The organism is Bacteroidia bacterium, assembly GCA_027493955.1.
Taxonomy (GTDB): Bacteria; Bacteroidota; Ignavibacteria; order SZUA-365; family SZUA-365; genus JAOSJT01.
In genome coordinates this window covers 4,202,425-4,218,855 of record JAOSJT010000001.1, presented here as the reverse complement: position 1 = coordinate 4,218,855, position 16,431 = coordinate 4,202,425, and the positions used below count along the sequence as shown (strand labels likewise).

Annotated in this window: 17 protein-coding genes; 1 reads left to right on the top strand and 16 read right to left on the bottom strand. The window is 55.4% G+C overall.

Annotation, left to right across the window (positions count from 1 at the left end; all coding sequences use genetic code 11):
* Nucleotides 1-5: 5 nt before the first annotated feature.
* The 3 genes from coxB to M5R41_16100 all read right to left on the bottom strand — a co-directional run bounded on the left by coxB (nucleotide 6) and on the right by M5R41_16100 (nucleotide 3,218).
* A complete protein-coding gene (gene coxB / locus M5R41_16110) occupies nucleotides 6-773 on the bottom strand; it encodes a cytochrome c oxidase subunit II (GenBank protein MCZ7557924.1) in 768 nt (255 codons plus the stop codon).
* Between the two features lie 34 nt (nucleotides 774-807).
* On the bottom strand, nucleotides 808-1,374 hold the full coding sequence (locus M5R41_16105) for a cytochrome c (protein ID MCZ7557923.1): 567 nt from the start codon (nucleotides 1,372-1,374) through the stop codon (nucleotides 808-810).
* Between the two features lie 1,361 nt (nucleotides 1,375-2,735).
* Nucleotides 2,736-3,218 (bottom strand): transposase, encoded by a 483-nt coding sequence (locus tag M5R41_16100; GenBank protein ID MCZ7557922.1) that lies wholly within the window; start codon nucleotides 3,216-3,218, stop codon nucleotides 2,736-2,738.
* A gap of 399 nt (nucleotides 3,219-3,617) precedes the next feature.
* Between M5R41_16100 and M5R41_16095 the strand changes: the two genes are divergently transcribed.
* Nucleotides 3,618-5,060: a DNA photolyase family protein gene (locus M5R41_16095; GenBank protein ID MCZ7557921.1), complete on the top strand. Its 1,443-nt coding sequence runs from the start codon at nucleotides 3,618-3,620 to the stop codon at nucleotides 5,058-5,060.
* A gap of 70 nt (nucleotides 5,061-5,130) precedes the next feature.
* Here the strand turns inward: M5R41_16095 and M5R41_16090 are convergent, their stop codons facing one another.
* From M5R41_16090 to M5R41_16030, 13 genes are all read right to left on the bottom strand, one after another.
* The gene (locus M5R41_16090) at nucleotides 5,131-5,427 is read right to left on the bottom strand and encodes a type II toxin-antitoxin system RelE/ParE family toxin (GenBank protein ID MCZ7557920.1); all 297 of its coding nucleotides are present in this window, start codon (nucleotides 5,425-5,427) and stop codon (nucleotides 5,131-5,133) included.
* A gap of 4 nt (nucleotides 5,428-5,431) precedes the next feature.
* Nucleotides 5,432-5,716: a type II toxin-antitoxin system Phd/YefM family antitoxin gene (locus M5R41_16085; protein ID MCZ7557919.1), complete on the bottom strand. Its 285-nt coding sequence runs from the start codon at nucleotides 5,714-5,716 to the stop codon at nucleotides 5,432-5,434.
* 285 nt (nucleotides 5,717-6,001) lie between these two features.
* The gene (locus M5R41_16080; protein MCZ7557918.1) at nucleotides 6,002-7,303 is read right to left on the bottom strand and encodes a hypothetical protein; all 1,302 of its coding nucleotides are present in this window, start codon (nucleotides 7,301-7,303) and stop codon (nucleotides 6,002-6,004) included.
* Nucleotides 7,304-7,971: 668 nt separating this feature from the next.
* On the bottom strand, nucleotides 7,972-9,243 hold the full coding sequence (nuoF, locus tag M5R41_16075) for an NADH-quinone oxidoreductase subunit NuoF (GenBank protein MCZ7557917.1): 1,272 nt from the start codon (nucleotides 9,241-9,243) through the stop codon (nucleotides 7,972-7,974).
* A gap of 28 nt (nucleotides 9,244-9,271) precedes the next feature.
* Entirely contained in the window at nucleotides 9,272-9,745 is a 474-nt protein-coding gene (locus M5R41_16070; protein ID MCZ7557916.1) for an NAD(P)H-dependent oxidoreductase subunit E, read from the bottom strand.
* A gap of 18 nt (nucleotides 9,746-9,763) precedes the next feature.
* A complete protein-coding gene (nuoD, locus tag M5R41_16065) occupies nucleotides 9,764-11,068 on the bottom strand; it encodes an NADH dehydrogenase (quinone) subunit D (protein ID MCZ7557915.1) in 1,305 nt (434 codons plus the stop codon).
* Nucleotides 11,065-11,565 carry an NADH-quinone oxidoreductase subunit C gene (locus tag M5R41_16060; protein ID MCZ7557914.1) on the bottom strand — a complete coding sequence of 167 codons (501 nt, stop codon included), beginning with the start codon at nucleotides 11,563-11,565 and terminating at the stop codon, nucleotides 11,065-11,067. Before M5R41_16060 ends, nuoD begins: the two co-directional genes overlap by 4 nt.
* A 36-nt stretch (nucleotides 11,566-11,601) precedes the next feature.
* The gene (gene nuoB / locus M5R41_16055) at nucleotides 11,602-12,108 is read right to left on the bottom strand and encodes an NADH-quinone oxidoreductase subunit NuoB (GenBank protein MCZ7557913.1); all 507 of its coding nucleotides are present in this window, start codon (nucleotides 12,106-12,108) and stop codon (nucleotides 11,602-11,604) included.
* Nucleotides 12,099-12,455, bottom strand: coding sequence for an NADH-quinone oxidoreductase subunit A (gene ndhC / locus M5R41_16050; protein MCZ7557912.1), 357 nt, complete (start codon nucleotides 12,453-12,455; stop codon nucleotides 12,099-12,101). Before ndhC ends, nuoB begins: the two co-directional genes overlap by 10 nt.
* A 71-nt stretch (nucleotides 12,456-12,526) precedes the next feature.
* Nucleotides 12,527-14,383 carry a long-chain fatty acid--CoA ligase gene (locus M5R41_16045; protein MCZ7557911.1) on the bottom strand — a complete coding sequence of 619 codons (1,857 nt, stop codon included), beginning with the start codon at nucleotides 14,381-14,383 and terminating at the stop codon, nucleotides 12,527-12,529.
* A gap of 491 nt (nucleotides 14,384-14,874) precedes the next feature.
* Nucleotides 14,875-15,453 carry an orotate phosphoribosyltransferase gene (pyrE, locus tag M5R41_16040; GenBank protein MCZ7557910.1) on the bottom strand — a complete coding sequence of 193 codons (579 nt, stop codon included), beginning with the start codon at nucleotides 15,451-15,453 and terminating at the stop codon, nucleotides 14,875-14,877.
* Between the two features lie 314 nt (nucleotides 15,454-15,767).
* Complete coding sequence (locus M5R41_16035) at nucleotides 15,768-16,088, bottom strand: hypothetical protein (GenBank protein ID MCZ7557909.1); 321 nt, start codon at nucleotides 16,086-16,088, stop codon at nucleotides 15,768-15,770.
* A complete protein-coding gene (locus M5R41_16030) occupies nucleotides 16,085-16,369 on the bottom strand; it encodes a 4a-hydroxytetrahydrobiopterin dehydratase (protein MCZ7557908.1) in 285 nt (94 codons plus the stop codon). The genes M5R41_16035 and M5R41_16030 overlap by 4 nt, the downstream gene beginning before the upstream one ends.
* Nucleotides 16,370-16,431: the final 62 nt, after the last annotated feature.

Below are 16,431 nucleotides of genomic sequence, written 5' to 3'. Positions count from 1 at the left end.
GCATGTTATTCATTCGTAGTGGTCGGAGCGGTCAACGAGGCGAGCACATTGCTGTACTGCTCGTCTATCCAGGTGTCATAGTTGGCTTGCGCATCGACGCGGAGCACTGCGCGCATGAGGTAGTGACCCGAACCGCAGAGCTCCGCGCAGGCTATCTCGTACTCACCGGTTTTTCTGCTGTTGAACCAGACATCCACCCACTGGCCAGGCACGGCGTCCTGCTTGACGCGCATGTTCGGCAGGAAGAAGCTGTGCAATACGTCCACCGACGACAACCGCACGAGGATGTTCTTGTTCACGGGAACGTGCATGGTGTTGATGGTCACAAAGTCGTCCTTGCCGTTCGGATCGTCGGGATCGATGCCGAAGGGATTCGTCGTGCTGATCAGGGCCTGTTCCCTGCGGCCGAATACGCCGTCGGAACCGGGATAACGGAAATGCCAGAGATAGGTCTGTCCCATCACTTCGACGACCAGATCCGGGTTCGGCATTTTCTCACTGTACTTGATATCCTGCCAGATGCCATCGCTGTAAAAGGCGAGGAAAAGGAAAAGCCCGAACGGCAGCGCCGTCCAGGTCAGCTCCAGCATGTTGTTTCCGTGATAGTGATACGCCTTCTCTCCTTTACGCTTTCTGCGATAGCGGATGATGAACGCGACGTAAATCACGTTGACAAGGATGAAAATCGCGAGGGAGATGTAGTAGATGATGTGGAACAGATGATCCACTCCATCACCGAACGCGGATACGTTTTCGGGGAGCCAGTCGAGCATGTCTTGTCTACCTCGGGTGCATCGATTGATGGGGTCAGAGGGAGGATTTCAGATCGCTTTCCGTCCATGCGCCCACTTTGCCCTTGGTGGCATCGCGTTGCGCCTTGACGCTTTCGGCGGTGACGGGGGTGCCTGCATTCCCCCAGCTTGTACGAACGAATGTGAGCACATCCGCAATTTCCTGATCGGTCAGATCGTTTTTCCAGGGCTGCATGACGCCATTGTACTTGGCGCCGTTCCGTTCGATGGGCCCCTGAAAACCGTGCAGTACGATGCGTATGGAAAGGCGCTCATCGCCCGTCGCGATCTCCGATCCGACAAGCGTGGGATAGACTCCGGGGATACCTTTCCCCGTCATCTGATGGCACACCGCGCATTTGGCATTGAACACCGCCGCGCCGGGTCCCCCCGTCGCCGCGGCTATGGCGCCGAGCTGTTCCTTCGCGTCTGCGGGATCCGTCCACTCGGGAGGAGTCTCGTCGTTCACAAACGCGTAACATCCCGCAAGCAGCATCGCCGGCAGGAGGAGGAGGATGACACTCCGCGTATTGAGATTCAGTCCAAATTGATAGGTGCGGTTCGACACGTGTTCGTGTTCCATTGCAGCAAGAGTCCGGGTTCGTCCGTCAATCCGTGATTTGCATTCCTTGAAGCTACTACATGTTTTTCTATATGTCAAGTTTTTAAAAAAATTGTTTGATTTTCGGACATGCCGGTTACATTGTCGTCCATGGAAGCTTGTCCATCCACTCCGACCCGGTTCATAACTCATTTATTGGCAATGATTTACAGAGCCGCTTCTCCGAAGTATCAGCGATTCCACCTTTCAGAAGCGCGGCGCAACACAACCATGCTGACTTCCATAATAGCGCAGATCCTGCTGTAAGGCCTCCGGCACGGGCGCATTATCTTCATTGATAATCGGTTGCGTTACTCGATGTTCCGCCCTTCGTCCACTCATCCGTCTTCGCCATTTTCTACGGATTCCTAAATCCGGTTTATTTTCCCGCGGTGCGACGATATCCTGCGTTGTAGCCGGTGAAAGGTGAAAAGTAAGAATGGTAAAGGGTGAAGAGTGAAGTATGAAAAGTGAAGAGTAAAGAGTAAAGAGTGAATAGTTAAGGGGAAGAGCCCGCAGGGCCACACTTCCTCAAACCCCCAACGGCAGTTGGGGGGCATGCGCAACCCACCCGATCTCTTAGCCCGCAGGACGAAACTTCCTCAAACCCCACACGTGAGTGTGGGGGTCACACGCAAGCACAGCACCAGAAGAAAAAGAGCCCGCAGGGCCACACTTACTCAAACCCCCAACGGCAGTTGGGGGGCATGCGCAACCCACCCGATCTCTTAGCCCGCAGGGCGACACTTCCTAGAACCCCATACGTAAGTGTGGGGCTTCCGCAGGGCGACACTTCCTCTAACCCCATACGTAAGTGTGGGGCTCACGCACGAGCACGACAAAAAAACAAGCCCGCAGGGCGACACTTCCTCTAACCCCATACGTAAGTGTGGGGCTCACGCACGAGCACGACAAAAAATCAAGCCCGCAGGGCGACACTTCCTCTAACCCCATACGTAAGTGTGGGGCTCACGCAGGGCCACACTTCCTGTAACCCCATACGTAAGTGTGGGGCTTCCGCAGGGCGACACTTCCTCTAACCCCACACGTAAGTGTGGGGCTTCCGCAGGACGACACTTCCCTCATCCCCACACGTGAGTGTGGGGGTCACGCACAACCACAAAAAAAACAAGCCCGCAGGGCGACACTTCCTCTAACCCCATACGTAAGTGTGGGGCTTCCGCAGGACGACACTTCCTCTAACCCCATACGCAAGTGTGGGGCTTCCGCAGGACGACACTTCCCTCATCCCCACACGTGAGTGTGGGGTACGCACGCAAGCACAGCACCAGAAGAAAAAGAGTCCGCAGGACGACACTTCCTCACACTACTCATCTTCACTTTCAATCTTCCTCATTATCATCATCCATGAACCAGGAAGTGTGTTCGCCTCGTTCGTCAGGATTGTATCCAGAAAATGCTCGCAGCATCGCTTCACATTCCTCGGTAAAGCTCTTTAACCTGTGATGCTCCTTCTGATTGCTGATATAGTTCATTACCCGACCAACTTGCTTCGGACTCACGGAAATGGCAGCATAGCCCTCACGCCACCTGAAAATCGTGGACGTACGTTCCTCGTCATTAACCCACTTTGACGAGTTGCTTTTAAGAATCTGCGCGGCCTTTGATACAGAAAGTGTTGCCTGCAATGAGACCAGAAGATGAACATGGTTCGAAATCCCACCGATGGCATGACACTTCATATTGTTGTTCCGGCCAATCCCGAACAAATAATTATGCAGCGGTGTCTCGAGTGAGGGTGTGATTGTGTGCTGGTTCTTGTATGTTCCGAACACGATGTGGTGATATTGAATGACGAAGGACATGGTATGACTCCCAATCAGTGACCAAAAATGAAATATCAGGACTCAACGATTCTCTTTAAAGGTGGATATTTATACCGGATAATTTTTGGTACAAATTCTCAGGTGCCGCTTATAAAGGCAAGGTTTATCGTTTCGGTGAGACTTCTGCCTGCTAAGGAAGTGTCGTCAGCCTCAGGCTGAGCTCGGGACCGGTCGTGGTGCACGCAAACCCACACTCACGTATGGGGATGAGGAAGTGTCGTCAGCCTGAGGCTGACAGGCTCAGTACACCTTGCACTCTACCTTAGGCTCACTCTTTTCACATTTCACCTTGCGGTATGCCGGAATCATTCACCGGTCCGTCACTGTTGAGGAAGGATATAACGCAGGACGTCGACTCAGCACCTCATCTTCACCATCATGTCTCACCTCTACCCTGTTTCCATTCTCTGGCTCCGCCGCGACCTGCGGCTCAACGATCATGCCGTGCTCGCGGAGGCGTGCGCGAAGTCGGATCGTGTCATTCCTGTGTTTGTGTTCGATACGAACATACTCGACAGACTTGACAACCCGTCCGACCGTCGTCTCAGCTTCATTCATGCATCCCTCGTGGAGCTGAAAAACGCACTGCGCTTGTTGGGCTCTGATCTGGCGGTACTGCACGGCGATCCGAAATCACTGATTCCGGAATTTGCCGGCCGCATCGGTTCGGCCGCTGTGTTTGCCGGAAAGGATTACGAACCCTACGCGAAAGAGCGAGACCTTCACGTTGCCCGTTCATTGGAGCGTGACGGAAGGATATTCCATGCGGTGAAAGATCAGGTGATATTCGAGAGTCTGGAGGTAATCACTGGCGGCGGGACGGCTTTTCGCGTTTTCACCCCCTACTCGAAGGCCTGGCTTAACCGCTTCGACGCAATCTCCACAGGCTCTGCCTCCCCCGCCGCCGAACAACGCGCCGACCTCTCCAGACTGGCACCCGCCGCTGTCTTCCCTGCCGATTCGGACCTTCCGTCCCTGTCAGACCTCGGCTTCGTCGAGAGTCCTCTGTGGCTGGAGGCCGGAGAGTCGGCTGCGCAGCGGCGGCTCAAGGACTTTCTCCCACTAATGTCCTGCTACGCGGATGATCGCGATTTCCCTTCCGTCGGCGGTACGTCCGGACTCTCTGTCCACCTGCGCTTCGGTACGATTTCGATACGCGAACTGGTACGACGCGCCATGCGGGACACTTCAAAGGGCGCCCGTGTGTGGCTGAATGAATTGATCTGGCGGGAATTCTATCACATGATTCTCGATCAGTTTCCGCATGTGGCCAATGGACCATTCAGGCGCGAATACGATCATCTGCTCTGGCCGGGACGCGAGGATCATTTCCTGGCGTGGTGCGAGGGACGTACCGGCTATCCCATCGTGGATGCGGCCATGCGGCATTTCAACGCGACGGGCTGGATGCACAACCGCCTGCGCATGGTGGTTGCGATGTTCCTGACAAAGGATTTGCTGCTGGACTGGAGATGGGGCGAAGCGTATTTTGCGCGGCATCTGCTGGACTTCGATCTCGCGGCCAACAACGGCGGCTGGCAGTGGTCCGCTTCCACCGGTGTGGACGCCGCACCGTACTTCCGCGTATTCAATCCCGTGCTCCAGTCCCGTCGCTTCGATCCCGACGGTACCTTCATTCGCGAGCAGCTACCCGAACTGCGCGGCTTTTCAGACAAGCTCATCCACTGGCCGCACGACGCGGATATGTTCATGCAGCAGAAAGCCGGATGCATTATCGGCGAACATTACCCGCACCCTATCGTGAATCACGCCACGCAAAAGGTGAAGGCCATTGCTATGTTCAGGGGTGGGGATTCGTGAAAATGCGAAAGGGTAAAAAGGTAACACGCGGCCTCCGGGTGAGTATCGCGCCACTGTTTTATGGTCTGACTTACACGTCAATTTCATCAAGCCGCAACAACCTGTGTCCTTCAAAAAGGGTAAGTATTTCAATACGCTGTTCGGTGAGTCTGTAGACAATACGATATTTTTTGAATATCAGCACTCGTATGTCGGGATTGACGATTTCAGGTACAACTCTGCCCATGCGCGGACTGTCAGGTATTGCTTCTGCACGTTCGACCATGATATTGATAAAGTCGGCTGCTCTTTCGGGGCTGTCTTTTGAAATATAGTCTTCAATGGCGGTTAATTGTTGAAAAGCTTCATGTGTCCATAGTATTTGCATCAAATTAACCCTTGCCTCTTCTCGCGACTAATGCCGCCCGGATCTCTTCAGTCCGGTACGTCCTTCCGCTCTCGGCATCCGATATTCCTCTGCCAACAGAATCAAGAAAATCTTTTCTATATACCAATTCGTCGTAGTCATTCGTTGACAATAGAACCCCCGCCGGTTTACCATTCTGCGTAATAACCACAGGATGTCCTGTAGTCTGGAGGCTTTTGAACCACTTAGAAATATTTGTCTTGAATTCGGCAATGGGGACAATATCATTTGTGATTGAAATGCTTTTCATGAGATGGCTCCTTATCTTGACTAACTTTATGGTCGTAATATAGGCCAACATATTTAATAAATCAAGTTTTTGATTTTCGGACCTGACGCGGATCGTGAAAGGGTGAAGGGTGAAAAGGCAGGAAGAGATGGCGAAAAGGTGAAAGGGTAAAAAGGTAAAAAGGTAGGACGCTATTTGATAAGCACTCCTACCTTTTCACCTCGCCGCGGCGAGTCTTCGGCCTGCGGCCTTCGACTTTTTTCCTTTTTACCCCGCCGCGGCGAGGTAAGATGGAGGTATATGCGGTTATTTAGTGTATTGCAGTACAGCAATGTCGCCGGTGCTGCCTGCCTGTATGACAAGGAGATAGGGACCTTTCGCAAGCTTTCCTGTCCTGGGCCGCCAATGCCAGATGGATCTTTCCTGCGCGACGATACCGAGATCATCGCGATGTATCAGCTTGCCGGCCAAGTCGTAGACGAATGCAACCGCATGTTCCCCGATGGATGCCGAAAACTCGACCGTAAGGATTTCAGAGAAGGGAGCCGGGTAGGTGTGTATCTCGAGTCCCAATGGTAAATGCCCGTCCGGAAAGGAAACCACGGACAGGACCTTCTCTTCGTCCACGCGAAGAAGCAGCCCCTCGGTCTCGGAGAGGCGTGCGAACGCCATGATCCTGCCGCCGGTACCCTCAGCAGCGAGATACGTAATAGTAGCGCTCGCACCGGTTGACATGGACAACCAGGTAGTACCTGTATCGATGGAGTAGAGAATGGCCCCATTCCATCCAGACGCATAGAGCACCCCGCGCTCCGAACGTGCCAGCGTACGCCCGCTAACAGGCAGAAATATATATGACCAGATTTTCCCGCCATCCTGGGTGCTTAGCAAATGTCCCGGTCCGGCGGCGAATCCGCGGAGTGTATCCAGGAACAAAACGCTGTACAGTATCGGCACTTGATGATCCGGGAGAAGTTCCTGATATGTCCAGCTTTTACCGGCATCGGAGGTCCGTGCTATCATACCGTTATCGGAAGCAAAAGGACTTTCGTCTGAAACCATCCAGCCGATCTCTGGAACAGGAAAACTGATCCCTTGCCTGTACGTCAGGCGAACGAGGGTGTCCGCGAGTTGCCAGTGTCGGCCTCCATCGCTTGTGCGCCGGCATTCCTCGCCGACAGGCGTCAAGGCGATGCCATGGGTACGATCCGCGAAGTGCAGCTGCTGGACGAACACAGGGAAAGGGATTGTATCCCAGGTAGCGCCACTGTTCGTGCTAAAAAAAAGGCTGTCACGTCTGCTGGCCCAGAGAAATGAGGCGTCCATGGCAAAGAATGCTTCGACACCTTCAAGCCTTAACTGCCAGGAATCCCCGGCGTCAGTGCTTATCATCACGTCGCCGACATAGTCGCCACTCTTGAGATATCCGCGGCTGTGCAGCCAACCCGTGTCGGGAGAGCTGAAAAATATCTCGCTACTGCTTCCCAGCAGATGGTTATCTGGGAGACGGAAATCCCGGCGCTCCCACGATTGCGAAGCTGCGTTGCTACCCGAGATCAGGAGTAACGTAAGAAAGAACAGCATGGAGAAATTGATCTGTCGTGTCAAAGGCCCTGTCCCTCTAAATGATTCAGTAACAAGTGATATAGTTGGTTCTTCCCGAATTATTGTGGGTTAGGACCGAGCTTCCCGCAATTTCCGAATCTGCTCGGGGTGTAGCGTTTTCGAGCCAAAACAGTCTCCGTACTACTTCTGAATGTAATCAGTTAAGCTCTACTTATACAGTTTGTGTACCCCCCCAATATCTTTCGTCGCGGAAGCGAAGTTGGCATTTTGGGCATTGATTCGGTCATAACCTGACGGCAATTCCATCTTCATCCGTTGCCACGTCTGCGCCTTCACTTCGGTATTGGCATACACAAGAGAAAACATAAATACAGAAAGTAGGACGAGAATACTTTTATTATTAATGCAAGTATTCGTTCTGTTACTTTCCAGCAAGATGGCCTCGGTCTATCGGGATGTTCTCTGTACTTCGCCTATGGAAGTTACACTCCTGAAGCCACACTTCCAATAATTCTCGGGGAAGCGGGGGAGGGATCGTGAAAGGGTGAAAAGTCGAAGATTCGCCGCGGCGGGGTGAAAAGGCAGGAAGGGATCGTGAAAGGGTAAAAAGGTAAAAAGGTAGGACGCTATTTGATAAGCACTCCTACCTTTTCACCTCGCCGCGGCGAGTCTTCGGCCTGCAGCCTTCGACTTTTTTCCTTTTTACCTTTTCACCTTTTCACGCTCTTTTCTACAAGCTCCTCTTCCAACTCCCCACGGAAACGCTCGATAGTAAAACGCACCGGCCAGGCGGCGGCGTCGCCGAGGGCGCAGACGGTGTTGCCTTCGATGTTGCAGGCGACGCTGTGCAGCAGATCGAGGTCGGCGGAACTACCCTCGCCGTGCTCCAGGCGATGCAGCACCTTGAGCATCCAGCCGGTGCCTTCGCGGCAGGGTGTACATTGTCCGCAGGATTCGACTTTGTAGAAATGTGTGATGCGCGTGAGAATGCGGGTGAGATCGGTGTCTTCGTCCATCACCATGATACCGGCCGTGCCGATGGCGGAGCCGATCGCCTTGAGCGAATCCGCATCCATGCGCACACCTTCGAGCTGATCTCCCCGCAACGGAGGCATGGAGCTTCCGCCGGGAATCACCATCTTGATGCGCTTGTTGCCCGGCACGCCTCCTGCGTAGTCGTAAATCAGCTCGGTCAGCAGCATGCCCGTCGGCAATTCATACACGCCGGGTTTGTTGACATGTCCGGAAATGCCGTAGAGGATTGGTCCGGGATGCTTCTCGGCGCCGATGGCCGCAAACCACTCCGCGCCCTTCTCGATAATGAGCGGCACGTTCGCGATGGTTTCCACATTGTTGATCGTGGTCGGACAACCCCACAGCCCGTTCTGCGCCGGGAATGGCGGCTTGACGCGCGGATAGGGACGCTTGCCTTCGATGGAGTTCATCAGCGACGACTCCTCGCCGCAGATGTACGCGCCCGCGCCGCGGTGCACGTAGATGTCCATTGCGAAATCGGAGCCGAAGGTCTGCTTCATTCCTTCGCCGACGTAACCCTTCGCGTACGCCGAAGCCACGGCTGCTTCCACCATCTGTACCCAGTGTTCATACTCGCCGCGAATGTAAATGTACGCGGCCTTCAGACCCAGCGCCCGCCCGGTGATCAGTATACCCTCGATCATCAGGTGGGGATTGAACTCGAAAATCTGCCTGTCCTTGAAGGACCCCGGTTCGCTTTCGTCGCCGTTCACGCACAGGTATTTGGGTTTCTCCGTTTCCTTCGGCATGAAGGTCCATTTCAACCCCGTCGGGAACGCCGCGCCGCCGCGGCCGCGAAGACCCGATGCCTTGACGACAGCGATGATCTCGTCGGGCGTCATGCCCATGGCCTTGCGTATGCGCTGATACCCGCCGTGCTGCTCGTACACGTCGATGCGGTGCAGGTCCGGGATATTCGGGAGTATGACTGGCTGGTAGTCGATCATGATCCTTGGTGCTCTCCGGGCTCGGGCCTCAGCCCTTCGCCTTCAGCTCGTCAATAATTGCGTTTATTTTCTCGGGATTCAGTTTTTCATGATACGTCTTGTTGACGGACATCATGGGCGCGGTGCCGCAGGAACCGAGACATTCGGCTTCGTGCACGGAGAATAAACCGTCTTCCGTCATTTCTCCGATGCCGATGCCGATCTTGTCCTTTATCGTCTTCTGCACCATGTCGGATCCGCAGAGCAGGCAGGACACATTCGTGCATACCTGCAGCTTGTACTTGCCCGTCGGATGCTGATGGTACATCTCGTAGAAGGATACGACGCCGAGCACATTCTCCTCGGGCACGTCGATCAACTTCGCGATGTAGCTGATGGCCTCGTCGGAAATCATGCCGTACTTGTCCTGCATCATGTGCAGCACGCCCATCACCGCGCCGAGATTCGTCGGATAATGGGAGCGGATTTCCTGTACTTTCTGAAGTTCTTCTTCGCTGAACATCGGTCTGTGCTTCGCTGGTTATTTATCGGCTTCGCCCATCACGGGATCGATGCTTCCGAGCACCGCGAGGATGTCGGAAATCATGTGTCCCTTCAGCAGATGGGGCAAGACCTGAAGATTGCAGAATGACGGAGAACGGATTTTCAGTCTCCATGGATGTCCTTCGCCGCGGCTCACGATATGGAAGCCCAGCTGTCCTTTCGACGATTCGATCGCCTGATACACTTCACCCGCGGGCGGATTGACGCCGAAGTTCACGATCATGAAATCGTGGATCAATTCTTCCATGCGGGTGTACACGCGTTCCTTCCTCGGCAGCACCTTCTTCGGCTCATGCGCATGTATGCTGCCGGAGGGAAGTTTTTCAATGCACTGCCGAACGATTTTCACGCTCTCTTTCATCTCGGCGAGGCGGACGTAATAGCGCGCAAGCGAATCGCCTTCCGTCTCGGTGATGACATCGAAATCGAGGTCGTTGTACACCAGATAGGGTTTGTCGCGGCGCAAGTCCAGAGGCACACCGGATCCGCGGAGGTTCGGTCCGGTAAAACCCCAGGCCAGCGCTTCTTCCGCGGTGATGAGCCCGGTGCCGCGGCAGCGGTCGAAGAAAATGCGGTTGCGGTTCAGCAGACGCTCGCCTTCGTCCAGGCGTTCGGGGAATTGATCCAGAAACGCGCTGATGGCGGCCAGCCCTTCGTGGGTGATGTCCTGTGCCAATCCGCCGATACGCGTGTAGCTGGTCGTGAAACGCGCACCGATCACCAGATCATAAATATCGTGGATTTTCTCGCGCTCGCGGAAGCACCATAGCAGCAGCGTCATGGCCCCGACGTCCATGGCCATCACACCGAAACCCACGAGATGCGAGGAAATGCGCGCAAGCTCTGCGAGCATGGTACGGATGTACTGCGCGCGCGGCGGGGCTTCGATGCCCAGCAATTTCTCTACCGCGAGAATATATCCGACGTTGTTGTGCACCGGCTGGAGGTAGTCCAGACGGTCGGTATGTGTGATGAATTCGTGATAGGTCTCGTTCTCGGCGATTTTCTCGTAGCCGCGGTGCAAATAGCCGAGCTCGGGAATACCGCTGACAATGGTTTCACCATCCAGACGCAGAAGGATTCTCAACACACCGTGCGTGGCGGGATGCGAAGGCCCCATGCTCAGGATCATGTCGTTTTCCAGCGGATCGTCGTAGGTGAGATCCGGATCCATGTCCAGCAGCGCCTGCAGCAACTGCGTGCGCTGTCCCTTGGGTGGGATGCTGGATGTCGCGACGGGGCTCTGATACATGTCGTCGGCGATGATACGATCGGTACTCATGCGCCACCTCGCTTCGGAAGGGGAATGGAACCGGGGATGCCCATAAGCGGGAAATCCTTCCGCAGCGGAAAGTACTCGTAGCTCTCCGGCATGTACATGCGGCGTAAATCGTTGTTGCCGGGAAAGGTGATGCCGTACATGTCGAAGGTCTCACGCTCGTACCAGCCCGCGCCGGGAAACACACCGGTGATGGAGGGTACGGAGGCATCCTGCTCCTCCACCTGCACCTTGAGATGAATTCTCTCCTTTTTTGCGACGGAGAAAAAATGGTAATTCACCTCAAAACGCTGCTTGCGCGTGAACTGGTCGACGCCGAACACGTCCTCGCACAGGGGAAAGGGGCAATCGGCATTGTCGCGAAGAAAGGTCGTCGCCTCCACGATGATATCGCGCGAGACGGTGACGATCACATCATCGCGGAATTCCGTGACGTTCGTTATGCCCGCGCCGAAGCGATCTTTCATCGAGGCGACGAGCTTTTCCAGGGTTTCGTTCATGGTGTAAAGATTGGACCGGGCCCCGGTGGGCTGCCGTTATTGGACAATGATCGGATCTTTGCGGTTCTGATAGTCCAGCACGCTGGATTTGCTGACTTTGTCCTGCAGCTCGATCAGCGCATGGAAGAGATTCTCGGGACGTGGGGGACATCCGGCGGTGAACACATCCACGGGAATGAACTGGTCAATGCCCTGCACCACGGAATAGGAACGGAACATGCCGCCCGACGACGCACAGGCACCCATGGCGATCACCCAGCGGGGTTCGGCCATCTGATCGTAAATCTTGCGGACGACGCTGGCCATTTTGTACGTCACCGTACCGGCGACAATCATCACATCGGACTGCCGCGGTGAAAAACGCATCACTTCCATGCCGAAGCGCGAGATGTCGTGGCGCGGATCGCCGGCGGACATCAGTTCTATCGCACAGCAGGAAAGTCCCATCGGCATCGGCCAGAGCGAACTTTTGCGCGCCCAGCCGATCAGGGCGTCGAGCTTTGTGGTAATGTATCCTTCGCCTATCGCTGATTCTAATCCCATCGTAATGCTCCTTTCTTCAACTCGTAAATGAAGCCGACCACAAGGACGACCACGAATACAAGAATAACAACAAAACCCGGCCATCCGAGTTCCTTGAAGCGTACCGCCCAGGGATACATGAACACCACTTCGATGTCGAAGATGATGAAGGAGAGCGCCACCATGTAGTATTTCACGGAAAAACGGGTGTGAGCGGTCGTCACAGGGTCGATGCCGCTTTCGTACGTGGTCATTTTCTCGCGATACGGCCGCTGCGGCCCCAGGAGCCATGACATGTTCACGGAGACGACGCCGAAGACCATGGCGGCGCCAAGGATCATGAAAATCGGGATGTAGGATTCAATCATGTGCGTGATGAAACTATTGTTTCTGTCAAAAGAATAATGTAGGAAAATCCCCGTCAGCCGCCAAACCGCGTTCAGGTGCGATACATGGACTCGATCAGCTCCTGATAACGTTCCTCCACGGCCTTGCGGCGGATTTTCATGCTGGGCGTCATTTCGCCATTCTCGATGGTAAAGGGCTCTTCGAGCAGACTGAAGCGGCGGACCTTCTCGAAATTCGCGAGGTCCTTCTGGCGTGTCTGTATCGTTTGCTCGATCAGGCGGTGAATGTCCGGATGCTTCAGCAATTCCTTCGAATCGCCGTAGGTGATGCCGTGGGTTTTCGCGTACTGTTTCAGCGCATCCATATCGGGTACGATCAGTGCGGTAAGATACATGCGCTTGTCGCCGATGAGTACGAATTGATCGATGTAATCGCTCCCTGCGAACAGACTCTCGATGGGCTGCGGCGCGATGTTCTTGCCGCCAGAGCTGACGAAGAGATGCTTTTTCCGGTCCGTGATGTACAGATATCCCTTCTCGTCCAGCACGCCGATGTCGCCGGTGTGCAGCCAGCCGTCCTTGTCGATTGCCTCTTCGGTCGCCTTTCTGTTGTTGTAGTAGCCGCGCATGATATGCGGACCACGCGAGAGAATTTCTCCATCCTCGGCGATGCGCACCTCCACTCCCGGCAGGGGGTTTCCCACGGAGCCGAAGCGATGCGACCCGATGCGATTGGCGGCGATTACCGGGGAGCTTTCCGTCAGTCCGTAGCCCTCGATGATGAGCAGGCCCACGGCCTCGAAAAATTCGCCGAGCTCGCGCGGCAGAGCGGCTCCGCCGGAAACGAAATACCTTATGCGTCCGCCTGTCCGCTGCTTGAGCTTGCTAAACACCAGCTTGTCGGCTATGGCATGCTTCGCGCGAAGCATCGCTCCCGGTTTGCCCTGCTTCGCGGCCTGTACGTATTCACGTCCGACCTCGACGGCTTTATAGAAGATCTTGCGTTTCGCGGCGCTGTCCTTTTCCACCATGCGGGCGACACGGTTGTAGATGCGCTCGAAGAGACGCGGTACGGCGACAACAATGGTGGGCGTCACTTCCAGCATGTTTTCCGCCACGGTGTCTATGCTCTCGGCGTAGGCGATGGTGGCGCCGCAGGACATGGCGGTGTAATAGCCGGCCATGCGCTCGAACACATGGCAGAGCGGCAGAAAAGAGAGCAGTGTGTCGTCTTCTCCGATCGGGAGGATTTGCGTGGCGGCGGTGATATTGGCCACGAAATTGCTGTGCGACAGCATCACGCCCTTGGGATTGCCGGTGGTGCCGGAGGTGTAGATGATCGTCGCCAGATCGTCGGGCTTGACGAGTTGCGCGGCCTCCCGAAGCGCATGCGGATGCTGCGCATGATCCGCCGCGCCGGAGGCGATCAGAGCCGACCAGCTGAGCACATCGTCGGGCATGTCGTCCAGATCGTTCATCACGATGACGTGGCGCAGCGATTTCACATCGCTGCGAATGCGCTGGATTTTCGCGAGCTGAAAACGGTTGGAAACGAAAATGGCCGTCGCGCCGGCATCCTGGAGAATGAATTCGACCTGCTTCGCGGTCTGCGACGGGAAAATGGGTACGTCCTGTGCGCCGTGCAGCAAAATCGCCTGATCGGCGATGACCCATTCGGGACGGTTTTCCGACAGCAGTCCGATGCGGTCGCCGGCCTGTATCCCCAACCGTAGCAGAGCATGGTAAAGCAGAGCTGTCTGCTCGCGCACCTCATGATAGCGCAGCGCTTCAAATTTTCCGTCTACCTTTCTCAGCATCAGCGGCCGCTGCTCATGCTCAAAGCGGTCCGTCAGATTGAGGAACAGTTCCGGAATGGTGGAAAAGGTCACAGCAAGACTCATGGGCGCCTCGACATTTTGGGCGTAAGGGAAGTCTGAAAAATACGCCATGAATCGTGATCGCGCAATGTGATTGACGACTAACGATTGCCTGCCCGCCGAAGCATCATAGGACAATGGCACAATCGTCGGTACATGAGAGCGCAGGCGGGACGACTTACGATTTGCAGCAATCTAACATTCGGTCAACGTTATTCAGGCGCAGTCAGCCCTAAGGGTGATACTTCCTGTACCCCCCAACGGCAGTTGGGGGCCTCTCAGCCCAGCACAGCCTGGAGCAAGCTCAGCCTGAGACTGACGACACTTCTTTCCCCTCACACGTGCATACGGGGGCCGCACACGCCCATCCTGGAAAATCTCGCGCGACGTTGAAAGGGAGAAAAAAAGGTGAGAAAGGTACGAGGCTGTTACCCCGCCGCGGCGAATATTCGACTTTTCACCTTTTCACCATTTCACCTTTTCACCTTTTCACCATTTTACCTTTTCACCATTTCACCATTTCACGATACCCGGATATCCGAATATCCTGCATCGTACATTCGTTACTTTCCCGATCTTCCCGGCTTGCGTATCGGTACGCCGTCGCGGCAGAGAGGACAATCGTCGGGTTGATAGGTCACCACATCGAGGGTGAGGAGGGCTTTGGATGGAATGCCGAAGTTCACCTTGCCGCCGCTGCGGTCCACAAGGAAGGCGAGGCCGAGGATCTGCGCCCCTGTAGCTTTGACCGCTTCGATCACTTCGAAAATGCTGCCACCCGTGGTGACGATATCCTCGACGAGGAGCACGCGGTCTTCGGGCGTGAGCTCGAAGCCGCGGCGCAGCACCATGGCGCCGTCGAGACGCTCGGTGAACATGGCCCGCACGCCGAGCTGCTTCGCCGTTTCATGCGCGAGGATGATGCCGCCCGTCGCGGGTCCCAGCACCACCGTCGGATGCTGCTCTCCCCACTCCGCGACGAATTCCGCGCAAAGCTCCGCCGTATGCAGCGGGTGTTCCAGCACGCGGAATTTCTCCACATAATGCGGGCTGTGCAGGCCTGAGGTCAGCACGAAATGGCCTTCGAGAAAGGCACCGGCCTGTTTGAAAATGTCGAGGAATTCTTCGTGCGTCTTTGCCATCGCGGCGCCCTGATAATGGTGAAACATGCTCAAGCTTCAAGTATACGCAATGCGCGGGAGAGCAAAAAAAGGGGAATCGACTTACGATTGACGAAATCTGCTTACTCCGTGCGTCCAATCGGGCGCTCGTAAAAAGGTGAAAAGGAAAAAAGGTGAAAAGGAAAAAAGTCGAAGGCCGCAGGCCGAAGACTCGCCGCGGCGAGGTGAAAAGGTAAGAGGCTGTTACCTTTTCACCATTTCACCATTTCACCTTTTCACGATACGCCGGATCTCGCTTCACAGACGAACGATCAATAATCGTACGTCGTACATCGTCACACTCCCGCTTCTTCCATCTCCATTTCCATTTCGGAGGCGGCGTGGGTGTCGCCCGTGCTTCGCGCGACGCGTATGCCCTCCTCGAATATCGCCCTGGCTGAGATGAAGTCTCCGGTCTTTACGAGCTGCTGCGCGAGCATGTGCCAGCCGGGGACGTAGGAGGGATCGCGCTCGATGGTCTCGCGCAGCAACGCGATACCCGTGCTCTCGTCTCCGCGACCGATGTATTCCAGGGCCAGCGCGTATCGGGTGAAGGAATCGTCCGGATCCTGCTCCAGGAAGCCCTTCAGCGCTTCGAGCCTGTTGCCCGCGCTCATTGCGCAAACGCCTCGTCGATCCGTGCGGCGAGATCGAAATCCTTCTGCGTGATGCCGCCTTCGCTGTGCGTCGACAGCGCGAAGGTGACCTTGTTATAGCGGATGTCGATATCCGGATGATGATCCGCCACATCGGCCAGCATGCCGGCCTGTACCGCCAGCGCCATCGCGCGGTGGAAGCTGGGCGCGGTGAAGGTACGCCGCAGTTGCCCCTCCGCGATGGACCAGCCGGTACATTCACTCAATTTTTTTTCAATTTCCGTCTGTGTCAGTACTGCCATGATTACTCCTGAGAATGATCTCTGTTGATTCATCGTAACATCACAGATTGCGCTAAGGTTCA

Excerpts from the sequence above, each read along its gene's own strand:
- nuoB (MCZ7557913.1), bottom strand. The coding sequence starts at position 12,108 with ATGGGATTAGAATCAGCGATAGGCGAAGGATACATTACCACAAAGCTC.
- M5R41_16030 (MCZ7557908.1), bottom strand. The coding sequence starts at position 16,369 with ATGGCAGTACTGACACAGACGGAAATTGAAAAAAAATTGAGTGAATGT.
- nuoD (MCZ7557915.1), bottom strand. The coding sequence starts at position 11,068 with ATGAGTACCGATCGTATCATCGCCGACGACATGTATCAGAGCCCCGTC.
- coxB (MCZ7557924.1), bottom strand. The coding sequence starts at position 773 with ATGCTCGACTGGCTCCCCGAAAACGTATCCGCGTTCGGTGATGGAGTG.
- M5R41_16100 (MCZ7557922.1), bottom strand. The coding sequence starts at position 3,218 with ATGTCCTTCGTCATTCAATATCACCACATCGTGTTCGGAACATACAAG.
- M5R41_16045 (MCZ7557911.1), bottom strand. The coding sequence starts at position 14,383 with ATGGCGTATTTTTCAGACTTCCCTTACGCCCAAAATGTCGAGGCGCCC.
- M5R41_16070 (MCZ7557916.1), bottom strand. The coding sequence starts at position 9,745 with ATGTTCAGCGAAGAAGAACTTCAGAAAGTACAGGAAATCCGCTCCCAT.
- M5R41_16085 (MCZ7557919.1), bottom strand. The coding sequence starts at position 5,716 with ATGAAAAGCATTTCAATCACAAATGATATTGTCCCCATTGCCGAATTC.
- ndhC (MCZ7557912.1), bottom strand. The coding sequence starts at position 12,455 with ATGATTGAATCCTACATCCCGATTTTCATGATCCTTGGCGCCGCCATG.
- M5R41_16090 (MCZ7557920.1), bottom strand. The coding sequence starts at position 5,427 with ATGCAAATACTATGGACACATGAAGCTTTTCAACAATTAACCGCCATT.
- M5R41_16105 (MCZ7557923.1), bottom strand. The coding sequence starts at position 1,374 with ATGGAACACGAACACGTGTCGAACCGCACCTATCAATTTGGACTGAAT.
- M5R41_16060 (MCZ7557914.1), bottom strand. The coding sequence starts at position 11,565 with ATGAACGAAACCCTGGAAAAGCTCGTCGCCTCGATGAAAGATCGCTTC.
- M5R41_16095 (MCZ7557921.1), top strand. The coding sequence starts at position 3,618 with ATGTCTCACCTCTACCCTGTTTCCATTCTCTGGCTCCGCCGCGACCTG.
- nuoF (MCZ7557917.1), bottom strand. The coding sequence starts at position 9,243 with ATGATCGACTACCAGCCAGTCATACTCCCGAATATCCCGGACCTGCAC.
- M5R41_16035 (MCZ7557909.1), bottom strand. The coding sequence starts at position 16,088 with ATGAGCGCGGGCAACAGGCTCGAAGCGCTGAAGGGCTTCCTGGAGCAG.
- pyrE (MCZ7557910.1), bottom strand. The coding sequence starts at position 15,453 with ATGGCAAAGACGCACGAAGAATTCCTCGACATTTTCAAACAGGCCGGT.